Source organism: Streptomyces sp. NPDC041940, from assembly GCF_055589465.1.
This window is the reverse complement of record NZ_JBVJBP010000006.1, coordinates 1-10979: the sequence shown is the minus strand read 5'-3', so window position 1 is coordinate 10979 and position 10979 is coordinate 1. Positions and strand designations below refer to the sequence as shown.

General features: G+C 71.6%; 10 protein-coding genes. 3 read left to right on the top strand and 7 right to left on the bottom strand.

What is annotated here, in order from left to right; genetic code table 11:
* Positions 1 to 32: 32 nt before the first annotated feature.
* Both rfbC and ACZ6I3_RS12595 read right to left on the bottom strand, forming a co-directional pair.
* Entirely contained in the window at positions 33 to 641 is a 609-nt protein-coding gene (rfbC, locus tag ACZ6I3_RS12600) for a dTDP-4-dehydrorhamnose 3,5-epimerase (RefSeq protein WP_469414107.1), read from the bottom strand.
* Between the two features lie 4 nt (positions 642 to 645).
* On the bottom strand, positions 646 to 2589 hold the full coding sequence (locus tag ACZ6I3_RS12595; protein ID WP_469414105.1) for a glycosyltransferase family 2 protein: 1944 nt from the start codon (positions 2587 to 2589) through the stop codon (positions 646 to 648).
* Positions 2590 to 2798: 209 nt separating this feature from the next.
* Here ACZ6I3_RS12595 and ACZ6I3_RS12590 point away from each other — a divergent pair, with 209 nt between their 5' ends.
* Both ACZ6I3_RS12590 and ACZ6I3_RS12585 read left to right on the top strand, forming a co-directional pair.
* Positions 2799 to 3302, top strand: coding sequence for a metallophosphoesterase family protein (locus ACZ6I3_RS12590; protein ID WP_382829170.1), 504 nt, complete (start codon positions 2799 to 2801; stop codon positions 3300 to 3302).
* Between the two features lie 33 nt (positions 3303 to 3335).
* Complete coding sequence (locus tag ACZ6I3_RS12585) at positions 3336 to 4151, top strand: class I SAM-dependent methyltransferase (protein WP_469414102.1); 816 nt, start codon at positions 3336 to 3338, stop codon at positions 4149 to 4151.
* A 15-nt stretch (positions 4152 to 4166) separates the two neighbouring features.
* Here ACZ6I3_RS12585 and ACZ6I3_RS12580 read toward each other — a convergent pair whose 3' ends face one another.
* The 5 genes from ACZ6I3_RS12580 to ACZ6I3_RS12560 form a co-directional block, all read right to left on the bottom strand.
* Positions 4167 to 4748, bottom strand: coding sequence for a carboxymuconolactone decarboxylase family protein (locus tag ACZ6I3_RS12580; RefSeq protein WP_469414101.1), 582 nt, complete (start codon positions 4746 to 4748; stop codon positions 4167 to 4169).
* Positions 4749 to 4822: 74 nt separating this feature from the next.
* Positions 4823 to 5875 carry an alcohol dehydrogenase catalytic domain-containing protein gene (locus tag ACZ6I3_RS12575; protein ID WP_469414100.1) on the bottom strand — a complete coding sequence of 351 codons (1053 nt, stop codon included), beginning with the start codon at positions 5873 to 5875 and terminating at the stop codon, positions 4823 to 4825.
* A gap of 36 nt (positions 5876 to 5911) precedes the next feature.
* Positions 5912 to 6919: an NADP-dependent oxidoreductase gene (locus ACZ6I3_RS12570; protein WP_469414099.1), complete on the bottom strand. Its 1008-nt coding sequence runs from the start codon at positions 6917 to 6919 to the stop codon at positions 5912 to 5914.
* A 109-nt stretch (positions 6920 to 7028) separates the two neighbouring features.
* The gene (locus ACZ6I3_RS12565) at positions 7029 to 7361 is read right to left on the bottom strand and encodes a putative quinol monooxygenase (protein ID WP_469414098.1); all 333 of its coding nucleotides are present in this window, start codon (positions 7359 to 7361) and stop codon (positions 7029 to 7031) included.
* A gap of 86 nt (positions 7362 to 7447) precedes the next feature.
* Positions 7448 to 8554 (bottom strand): XdhC family protein, encoded by a 1107-nt coding sequence (locus ACZ6I3_RS12560; protein ID WP_469414097.1) that lies wholly within the window; start codon positions 8552 to 8554, stop codon positions 7448 to 7450.
* Between the two features lie 182 nt (positions 8555 to 8736).
* Here ACZ6I3_RS12560 and ACZ6I3_RS12555 point away from each other — a divergent pair, with 182 nt between their 5' ends.
* The gene (locus ACZ6I3_RS12555) at positions 8737 to 10707 is read left to right on the top strand and encodes a GTP-binding protein (protein WP_469414096.1); all 1971 of its coding nucleotides are present in this window, start codon (positions 8737 to 8739) and stop codon (positions 10705 to 10707) included.
* The last annotated feature ends 272 nt before the right edge of the window (positions 10708 to 10979 follow it).

Genomic DNA, 10979 nt, shown 5'->3' with positions numbered 1-10979 from the left:
CCCGGAGGGCGACGGCCGGCATCGTACGTGGGTCAGCCGTCGAGCCGCCCGGCCCGCAACTCCTCGTAGTACGCATGGCAGGCCTCGTACGACGGCAGCAGACCCTGGCGTTCCGCCTCGGCCAGGGTCGGGGCCTGTTCGTCCTTCGGGGAGAGGACAGGGGTGATGCCCTCGGGCCAGGCGATGCCGAGGGCCGGGTCGAGGGGGTGGATACCGTGTTCACGCTCCGGGGCGTAGCCCGTGGAGCAGAGATAGACCACCGTGGCGTCGTCGGTGAGTGCCATGAACGCGTGGCCCAGCCCCTCGGCGAGGAACACCGCGTGGCGGGTGTCGTCGTCGAGCCGTGCGGCCTCCCACCGGCCGAAGGTGGGGGAGCCCACCCGGATGTCGATCACCACGTCCAGGACGGCACCGCGCACACACGTGACGTACTTGGCCTGGCTGGGCGGCACATCGGCGAAGTGCACACCACGCAGCACGCCCCGCCGGGAGACCGAGCAGTTGGCCTGGGCCAGGGCCAGATCATGGCCCGTGGCCTCGCGGAACTCCTCGCCGCGGTACCACTCGTGGAAGCTGCCCCGGTCGTCCGGAAAGATCTTGGGCTCCAGAATCCAGGCGCCCTCTATCCCCAGTGGTCGCATGCTGTCACTGCCCTCCGATCCTGATACGGGAAACCACCTTCCGACGCGCGGTACCGACCACCCGCCGCGCCCGTCGCGCCAGCCGCAGCGCGACACCGGGCCCCGGCACCGGCACGACCAGCACCTGACCGTCGGCGGCGCGCAGCGCGAACGGCAGCCCGGTGAAGCGGGGCCGGTCGGCGCCCGGGGTCAGACACACAGCCACCCGCCAGGTGTCACGCGAGAGGTCCTTGGCGGGCATCGCCGCCTCCAGCACCGCCCCGCGCCCGTCCGGGGCGGGGGAGAGCGTGCCGGACGCGTCGAGGATCCGGCTGGAGGAGACGAACCTCAGTGGCACCTCCCGGTCGCCCTCGACCTGCAGCGGCAGAGGAGCACGGAAACGGTCCCCGGCGACGGTGACGTCCATCGGCTGCACGCCGCCCAGACCGAGCCGCTTGCCCCGCGCGCCGAGCTGCAGGGAGAGGTTGCCGTGCGGCTCCGTCCAGTACGGCAGCACCGGCCGGTCGCCGACGAGTCCCACGTCCGGCGTGGGGCGGGTCGCCCGCGGGGCCGGGCCCAGCCGGCACTCCTTGGTCCAGCCGCCCAGCTTGACCCGTACGACCGCGTCCCAGACGCCGTCACCCGGAAGGGTGGCAGGGTCGACCGTGGCGGTCGCCCGCAGCACCAGCCGGACCTCCTCGCCGTCCCCGACGGGCACGGTCTCGCGCGTGAACCGCACCGGCTGGAAATACTGCGCGGCGCTGGAACGCTCCCGCAGCAGCAGATCGGCCGTGGCCTGCCCGAAGCGGGCGGCGGTCTCCGAGGCCACCCACTCCACCGCCTCGGTCACGTCCTTGGGCGTGTCGCTCAGCGGGGCCGCCTCGGCGTCTGCGGGGAAGGTCATCGGCTCGCCGCCGGACGTGTACCCGGCCGTGAAGCCGATGCTGAGGGAGCCGTCCCGCCACTCCACGTGCGCGGGAGCCGCCTCGGGTGCGATGCCGGCCTCCCATTCCGCGAAGGCCACGACATCGTCGTACCGGTCGGCCGCGGTCAGCGCGGCGACGACCTGCTGCGTCGGCTGCAGCCCTTCCGCGACACCGGGACCGAACCGCTCGACGACGACCTCGTGGATCTCCCCGAACAGCTCCCTGCGGTAGTCGTCCGGCAGATTCAGGAAGCGCCGGGCCCGCAGCCGCTCGACCATCTCCACGCGCAGCCAGCGGCGGAAGAGCTTGTCACGCACCGGGCCGGGGTCGGTGTACTTCTCGACGACGTCGAGGGCCTCGCGGAGGTTCTTGAAGTACCCGGCGGGGTCGAAGCGTTCGAAGCCGGCGTTGGAGCTGTCGTCCCGCCTGATGTGGTAGTAGCAGACGTAGTCGCTGACCACGGAGACGTTCTCCGCGCGCAGATACGCCTCGGCGATGAAGACGTGGTCCTCCAGCCGCCGTCTGCCCTCGGGAAAGCGCAGGCCGATGCGGTCGAGGAAGGCCCGGCGGATCATCTTGTGCGGGGTGAGGCTGTCGATGAGCGGGGCGTTCTCGACGGTGGCACGCGGGTGGTTGCGGCGGAACAGCTCCACCGGCACGCCGCGGCCCTTGCCCGCCATCTTGCCCACGACGACGTCGGCGCCGTTGGCCACGCCGTAGTCGTACATCCGCTCCAGGGCCTCGTCGCCCAGGTAGTCGTCGTTGTCGACGAACATGACGAACTCGCCCGTGGAGGCGGCGATGCCCACGTTGCGCGGCTTGCCCGACCAGCCGGAGTTCTCCTGGTGGATGACCTTCATCCGGGGATCCTCGGCGGCGAGCGCGTCGAGCCGGGCCGGGGTGGCGTCGGTGGAGCCGTCGTCGACGAAGATCACCTCGAACTCTTCGGGAGGCAGGGACTGCCTCTGCAGCGAGGTGATGCAGTCCTCGATGTAGATCCCCGGGTTGTAGACGGGGATGATGACGCTGACCTTGACCGGCATCGGGTTTCCGGGCCCCTTCGGGTCGCTTGCCGTAGACGTCCTGTCTTACTGCGTGTTGCCCGATGCTAACCCGGCAGGCAAACCTGCCTCACCTTTCGAGACCTGGCCGTGATCATCTCCGTCGCCACGGCAACTGAGCTGCACTGTCTGTCTGTTCGCGGTCAAGTCGGTTCCGGGGCGGAGCGGGCCGCTGCCTCTAGGCTGGGAGCGTGCGTCTGCTCCTCATGTCCGACACCCACCTGCCGAAGCGGGCCAGGGAACTGCCCGCGCCGCTGCTGGCCGAACTTCCGCACGCCGATGTCGTCTTCCACGCCGGGGACTGGGTCGACACGGCCACCCTCGACCTGCTGGAGAGCCGCTGCCGCAGGCTCGTCGCCGTGTACGGCAACAACGACGGACCGGACCTGCGGGCCCGGCTGCCCGAGGTGGCGTACGCGGAACTGGGCGGGCTGCGCTTCGGGGCGATCCACGAGACGGGACCCGCCCAGGGCCGGGAGAAGCGCTGCGCCGCGCGCTTCCCCGACCTCGACGTGCTGGTCTTCGGCCACAGCCACATCCCGTGGGACACCACGGCCCCCACCGGCCTGCGCCTGCTCAACCCGGGTTCCCCGACGGACCGCCGCCGTCAGCCCCACTGCACGTACATGACCGCCACGGCCGCCGACGGCCGGCTCACCGAGGTGGAACTGCACCGGCTGCCGCCACGGGCCTGACGGTTGCGGGAGCCGCCGTGACATGATCGGCGCATGGGTCAGGACAAGGGATATCTCCTGGACAACCGGCAGGTCGAGGCCGGTACCCGCTTCGACGCGCTGGCGGCCCTCTTCGACGCCTCGACGTTCCGGCACTTCGAGACGGCCGGGATCGACGAGGGATGGCGGTGCTGGGAGGTCGGGGCCGGAGGGCCGGGCGTCGCCGCGTGGCTCCGTGAACGCGTCGGGCCGCGCGGGCGCGTGCTCGCCACCGACATCGACGTCTCCTGGGCGCGGACCGCGGCCACCGGGGGAGTGGAGGTGCTCCGCCACGACGTGGGCCGTGACGAGCCCCCGGCCGGGCCCTTCGACCTGGTCCACGCCCGTCTCGTCCTGGTCCATGTGGCCGACCGGGATGCCGCGCTGCGCACGATGGTCCAGGCCCTGCGCCCCGGCGGGTGGCTCCTGGTCGAGGACGCCGACCCCGCCCTGCAACCGCTGATCTGCCCCGACGAGCACGGCCCCGAGCAGGAGCTGGCCAACCGGCTGCGTCACGGCTTCCGTCGGCTGCTGCGGCAGCGTGGTGCCGACCTCTCGTACGGACGGAGGCTGCCGCGCCTGCTGCGCGAGGCCGGCCTCGTCGACGTCGAGGCCGACGCCTACTTCCCGGTCACCTCGCCCGCGTGCGACATCCTGGAGACGGCCACCGTCCAGCAGGTACGCGGCAAACTCGTCGCCGAGGGCCTGGCCACGGACGAGGAGATCGAGCGTCACCTCGCCAACATCGCGGCCGGGCGCCTCGACCTCGCCACGTCACCGATGATCTCGGCCTGGGGCCGCCGCCCGGCGGACGACGGCCCGCAGCCTTGATTCAGGGCTGAACCCTCACGACCGGGGAATGTCGAAACCGGGGTCCAGTTCCACACCGGTGGCGTTCAGGAAGAAGGCCACCATGTGGTACTGCCCCACCAGCATGGCGATCTCGATCAGTTCGGCGTCGCCGAAGTGCTCGGCCAGGGCCTCCCAGGTGGCGTCGGACATGGTCGCCTCGCGGTTCAGCTCGTCCGCCGCCCGGATCAGGTGCCTCTTGAGGTCGGTCCAGCCTGGTGCTTCCGGGCCCTCGGTGACGCGGTCGATGTCCGCGTCCGTGACGCCCGCGGCCCTGGCCAGGGGAAGGTGCCGTCCCCACTCGTACCGTGCGCCGGTGTTCCACGCCGTGCGCAGGATCAGTAACTCGCGCAGTTCTTCCGGCAGTCGGCCCTCGCGTAGCAACTGGCCGCCGAACGGCAGGAACCGCTCGTAGAGATCGGGATGGCGCACGAGGGTGGTGAAGATGTTCGGTACCCGGTTCCCGGGGTCGTGGGGCGCGAAGGCCAGCAGGTCCCGGGTCCGGGCGTCCCACTGTTCCTCGGGGAGCGGGATCAGCCGCGGACGGGGCTGCCCGGCAGCTTCGTCGAACTGTGACATGGCGACCTCCAGTGTCCGAGGGGTTCAACCCTAGGAGGCCTGCCGAACGCCTGGCAGCCGAATGTCCGGGACCGTCAGTGGGCCGGGTCGAGGAGGATCTTGCGGACGCCGTCGGAGCGGCCCGCGAACAGTTCGTACGCCGCGGGGCCTTCGGAGAGGGCGAAACGGTGCGAGACCACGGCCTCGGGCTGGATCCGGCCGGCCCGGGTGAGCTCGATCAGGGGAGGGAGTTCGTAGTGCACCGAGCACAGCCCGATGGCGAACTCCAGTTCCTTGATCTGCGCCAGGTACATGTGGAACGGGAACGCCTTGTTCTGGCTGACCCCGATGACGCTGACCCGGCCGGCCTGCCGGACCGCCTTGAGGGCGAGCTGGATGGTGGCGTCGGAGCCCACGGCCTCCACCACGGCGTCCGGCCCGCGGCCGGCGGTCATGTCCCGGATGGCCGACCGCGCGTCATCGCCCTCGACCGGCTCGACGCCCAGACCGGCGGCGAAGGCGCGGCGCTCCGCGACCAGGTCCGCGCCCAGCACCCGCGCCGCGCCCATCGCGAAGGCGGACTGGGCGGCCATGAGGCCGACCGGGCCGAGGCCGATGACCAGGACCGTCTCGCCGGGCTGGACGCGGGCCCGGCGGCAGCCGTACCAGGCGGTGGGGGCGTTGTCCGTGAGGACGACGGCGGCCTCGTCGGAGATGTCCTCGGGCAGGTGCACCAGATTGACGTCGGCGTAGGGCACGGCCAGGGTCTGTGCCTGGCTGCCCTGGAGCTGCGGGCTCACTCCGTAGCAGAGCTCCGTGCTTGACTTGGCGCGCTCGCACCGGGCGGTGAACCCGGCCGCGCACGACCGGCAGTGCGTACAGCCGGCCGAGGCGGGAACCAGGACCCGGTCGCCCGGCTTGAACCGGGTGACCTGGCCGCCGGTGTCGGCCACCACGCCGACGCACTCGTGTCCCGGTGTGTAGCCCAGTTCCGGGCTGAACCCGTTGCCGCCGTAGATGTGCAGGTCGCTGCCGCAGATGCCGGCCGCGGTCACTCGCACCACCGCGTCGGTGGGGCTGGTGACGGCCGGGTCGGGGACTTCCCCGTAGCGGATGTCGTGACGGCCGTGGTAGGTCAGTGCCTTCATCGGATCTCTCTCCCCTTCCCCTCCTCCCTGGCCCCGTCAGTCGGCGATCTTCAGCACCAGCTTGCCGCGGTTGTCACCGCGGAACAGCCGCATCAGGGTTTCGGGGAACTCCGCGACCGAGCCGGACACCACGTCCTCCAGGGACTTCAGCCGGCCCTCCGCCCGCCACGTGGCCATCTGCGCGATGCCCTCGGCGTACCGGTCGGCGTAGTCGAACACCACGATGCCCGTCATCGAGGCGCGGTTCACCAGCAGCGACAGGTAGTTGGCGGGGCCCTGCGGCTTGGTGCTGTTGTACTGGGAGATGGCGCCGCAGACGACGACGCGGGCACCGCGCGCCAGCCGCAGCAGCACGGCGTCCAGAACGTCTCCGCCGACGTTGTCGAAGTACACGTCGACGCCGTCGGGGGCGTGCTCGCGCAGCGCCTTGCGGACGTCCTCGTTCTGGTAGTCGATCGCGGCGTTGAAGCCGAACTCGTCCACCACCATCCGGCACTTGGCCTCACCGCCGGCGATGCCGATGACCCGGCAGCCCAGGATCTTGGCTATCTGCCCGACGACGCTGCCGACGGCCCCGGCCGCTCCGGAGACCACGACGGTCTGCCCGGGCTCGGGCCGCCCGGCCTCGATCAGGCCGAAGTAGGCGGTCAGGCCCGACATGCCGAGCGTGCCGAGATACGTCGGCAAGGGTGCCGCCGCCGGGTCGACCTTGGTCACGTCGCGTCCGTCCGACACGCAGTACTCCTGCACGCCGAACGAGCCCGACACATGGTCGCCGACCGCGAATCCGGAGTGCCGGGAGGCGATCACCCGTCCCACCGCGCCGGCGCGCATCACCTCGCCGATCTCCACCGGGCGGATGTAGGACCGGCCGGCGTTCATCCAGCCGCGCATCGCGGGGTCGATCGACAGACAGAGCACCCGCACCAGGAACTCGCCGTCGCCCGGCTGCCCGGCAGGCTCCTCGACGTGCTCCCAGTCGGTGGGCCGCGGCTCTCCCACGGGACGTGCGGCCAGACGCACCTGGCGGTTGATCGTGCTCATCTCCGGCGGCTCCTTCGGGTGTCCATACCGGCTAGTCGGTATGGACGGGGAGCGTACGGTGCCGTGCCGTCCGGGACAAGAGGCAGTCGGTGAGATGTGCGGCAGGGTGCTAGTCCTGCCCCGGGACCGCCATCTCCCCGAGGAGCGCCCAGTCGTCCTGCGGAATCGTCGCGTTCACGATGCGCGGCGTCTCGGCCAGATGGGGCGGCAGCGTCTGCTGCGCGGCCTTGAAATGTGCGGACTGCACGTGCGCGGCCCCGGCCTCGTCATCGCGGAAGGCCTCGACCAGGACGTACTCCGTCGGCTCGTCCACACTGCGCGACCAGTCGAACCACAGGCAGCCGGGCTCGGCGCGCGTCGCCCGGGTGAAATCGCCGGCGATCTCGGGCCAGCGGTCGGCGTGCTCGGGCCGGACCCGGAACTTGGCGGTGATGAAGATCATGGGGTTCCCTTCGCTGAGTGTGCTGACGACGACACGATCGTACGAACCCGGCCGACGGGCGAATCGACCGGGAGCGGTGCGGGTGATCAGGAGGAGCGGCGCGGGTGCACCGCTCCCTTCGTGGTGGTCAGCGGGGCGCCGCTGCCGCCCCAGCGCAGTGCGACGATCTCGGCGGCGACGGACACCGCCACCTCCTCGGGGGTACGGGCCCCGAGATCGAGACCGACCGGTGAGCGCAGCCGGGACAGCTCGTGTTCCGTGAGGCCGGCCTCGGTCAGCCGTCGCGCCCGGTCGGCGTGGGTGCGGCGGCTGCCCATCGCCCCGATGTACGCGGCCGGCCGGCGCAGTGCCTCCTCGAGCAGCGGCACGTCGAACTTGGGGTCGTGGGTGAGGACGCAGATCACCGTGCGTTCGTCGGTGTCCGTGTCGCGCAGATAGCGGTGCGGCCACTGGGCGACCACCTCGACGCCCTCGGGGAAGCGCCGGGGCGTGGCGAAGACGGGGCGGGCGTCGCAGACGGTGACCCGGTAGCCGAGGAAGTCCCCGATGCGGGCCACGGCCGCGGCGTAGTCGATCGCGCCGAAGACCAGCATCCGCGGCGGTGGCGCGAAGGACTCCAGGAACACGCTGACGGAGTCCTCACGGCGCTGCCCCCGCGGCCCGTAGTGCCGTAGGCCGGTGGCGCCCAGAGCCAGCTCGCCCCGTGCGTCGGCGGTGACGGCCGCGTCCAGGCCGCTCGCGCCGAGCGTGCCCGAGACCCGGTCCGGCCGGACGACGAGCGTCGCCCCGCGCGGCGCCGGGCCGTCGGCCACCGTGGCGAGGGTGACCGGCTCACCGGCGGCGACCGAGTCGGCGACCGCGCCGAAGACGGGGTCCCGCTCGGGCGTGACCGGACGCACCAGCAGCGTGATCTCGCCGCCGCAGGTCAGGCCGACGGCGAAGGCGTCCTCGTCGCTGTAGCCGAAGGTCTCCAGACGCGCCTCGCCGCTTGCCACGACGTCCCGCGCCAGCTCGAACACCGCGCCCTCGACACAGCCCCCGGACACACTCCCCACGACCTCCTCGCCCGGGCCCACCGCCATCGCCGCACCCGGGTCGCGCGGCGCGCTGCGGCTGACCTCGACGACCGTCGCGAGGCCGAACGGCAGCCCGGCCGCGTACCAGCGGCCCAGCGCCGGGAGGATGTCACGCACGATCCGCTCCTTCTCCTGCGGAGATCCATCGGAAGGCCCTTAATTCCGTTGTGCCCCCTCGGGCCCCTCTGCTGCACTGCACAGGACAGCGACGTCACCGAGTCCCGAGGAGCAGCAGATGCGCACTGCGTTCATGTCCCCCCAGCCAGGAACGGACCCCTCTCCGAAGGACATGACGCTTCGTGCACGTGCTCAATCTTGGAATCCTCGCCCATGTCGACGCCGGTAAGACCAGCCTGACCGAGCGGTTGCTCCATTCGGCCGGGGTGATCGACGAGATCGGCAGCGTCGACGACGGGAACACCCGTACCGACACCCTCGCGCTGGAGCGGCGGCGCGGCATCACCATCAAGTCCGCCGTGGTCTCGTTCCCCCTCGACGGTGTGACGGTCAACCTGATCGACACCCCCGGCCACCCGGACTTCATCGCCGAGGTGGAGCGGGTGCTCGGCGTGCTGGACGGCGTCGTGCTGGTCGTCTCCGCCGTCGAAGGAGTGCAGGCGCAGACACGGGTGCTGATGCGGACGCTCCAGCGGCTGCGTATCCCCACCCTGCTCTTCGTCAACAAGATCGACCGGAGTGGCGCACGGCAGGAGGAGGTGCTGCGGGCGATCTCGGCCCGGCTGACACCCGCGATCGTGCCGATGGGCACCGCCACCGGCCTCGGCACGCGTGGGGCTCGCTTCACGCCCGGCCCCGTCCCGGCCGCGCTGGACGTCCTCGCCGGCCACGACGACACGCTGCTGACCGCGTACGTCGAGAACACCGTCACGGACGCCCTCCTGCACAACTCCCTCGTCGCCCTGACCCGGGAGGCCCTGATCCACCCCGTCTTCTTCGGCTCCGCCGTCACGGGCGCCGGTGTGGACGCGCTCCTGGCCGGCATCGAGGAACTGCTGCCCCCGGCCGACGGGGACGCGGACGGTCCGGTCTCCGGGACCGTGTTCAAGGTCGAGCGGGGCCCGGCGGGGGAGAAGGCGGCCTACGCCCGGCTGTTCTCCGGCACCCTGCGCACCCGCGACCGGATCCCGTTCGGAACGGACGGCGCCGAAGGCCGGATCACCGCGATCAGCGTCTTCGGACAGGGGACGGACAGCCGTGGCGACGCCCTCGTGGCCGGACAGATCGCCCGGCTCTGGGGACTCGGCGACATCAGGATCGGCGACGCGATCGGCGCACCCCGCAAGGCGTACGAGCACGTCTTCGCCCCGCCCACCCTGGAGACCGTCGTCGTCCCGGGCCCGGATGCGAACAGGGGCGCACTGCACCTCGCGCTCACCCAGCTCGCCGAGCAGGACCCGCTGATCGGCCTGCGCCACGACGAACGGCGGCAGGAGACCTCCGTGTCCCTGTACGGCGAGGTGCAGAAGGAGGTCATCCAGGCCACCCTCGCCGAGGAGTACGGGCTCGGGGTCACCTTCCGTGAGACCACGCCCCTGTGCGTCGAGCGGCTCGTCGGCACGGGGCAGGCCGTGGAGTTCAACAAGAAGGACGCCAACCCGTTCCTCGCGACCGTCGGCCTGCGCGTCGACCCCGCACCGGTCGGCTCGGGCGTCGCCTTCCGGCTGGAGGTGGAGCTCGGCTCCATGCCGTACGCCTTCTTCAAGGCCGTCGAGGACACCGTGCGCGAGACCCTCGACCAGGGCCCGCACGGCTGGCGGATCCCCGACTGCGTGGTCACCATGACCCACAGCGGCTACTCGCCCCGCCAGAGCCACGCCCACCAGGGCTTCGACAAGAGCATGTCGAGCACCGGCGCCGACTTCCGCGGTCTGACCCCGCTGGTGCTCCTCGAAGCGCTGCGGCGGGCCGGGACCCGGGTCCACGAGCCGATGCACCGCTTCCGTGTCGAGGCCCCGGCGGACACCCTCGGCGCGCTGCTGCCGGTGCTGGCCGCGCTCACCGCCGTACCGCGGACGACCGAGACCCGGGGCGCCGGATGCGTCCTGGCGGGCACGGTGCCCGCGGCCCGGGTGCACGAACTGGAGCAGCGACTGCCCGGGCTCACCCGGGGCGAGGGCGAGGTGGAGAGCGTCTTCGACCACTACGCGCCCGTCACGCACGGCACGGTTCCGAGGCGCCCGCGCACCGACCACAACCCGCTGAACAGGAAGGAGTACTTGTTGAATGTGGCACGAAGAATGGCCGGATGACGTGTGCGAGTCGGCCCAGCGGGAACTTACTCCAGAGTCAGGGGTGTTGACGGTGTCCTGATATCGCCGGACTGTAGTGGACATGCCAACTATTCGGGCACGTCTCCTGGTTGTCCTGGCTGTCCTCTTCGGCTCCCTGACGGTGGGGGGGGGGCCCCCCGCCCCCCCCCCCCCCCCCCCCCCCCCCCCCCCCTCTTCCCCCCCCCCCCCCCCCCCCACTGGGGGGCGCCCCCTCCATACCCTCCTCCACAAAGATGTCCTTCTTCGGTGGC

Excerpts from the sequence above, each read along its gene's own strand:
- rfbC (WP_469414107.1), bottom strand. The coding sequence starts at position 641 with ATGCGACCACTGGGGATAGAGGGCGCCTGGATTCTGGAGCCCAAGATC.
- ACZ6I3_RS12595 (WP_469414105.1), bottom strand. The coding sequence starts at position 2,589 with ATGCCGGTCAAGGTCAGCGTCATCATCCCCGTCTACAACCCGGGGATC.
- ACZ6I3_RS12585 (WP_469414102.1), top strand. The coding sequence starts at position 3,336 with ATGGGTCAGGACAAGGGATATCTCCTGGACAACCGGCAGGTCGAGGCC.
- ACZ6I3_RS12580 (WP_469414101.1), bottom strand. The coding sequence starts at position 4,748 with ATGTCACAGTTCGACGAAGCTGCCGGGCAGCCCCGTCCGCGGCTGATC.
- ACZ6I3_RS12575 (WP_469414100.1), bottom strand. The coding sequence starts at position 5,875 with ATGAAGGCACTGACCTACCACGGCCGTCACGACATCCGCTACGGGGAA.
- ACZ6I3_RS12570 (WP_469414099.1), bottom strand. The coding sequence starts at position 6,919 with ATGAGCACGATCAACCGCCAGGTGCGTCTGGCCGCACGTCCCGTGGGA.
- ACZ6I3_RS12565 (WP_469414098.1), bottom strand. The coding sequence starts at position 7,361 with ATGATCTTCATCACCGCCAAGTTCCGGGTCCGGCCCGAGCACGCCGAC.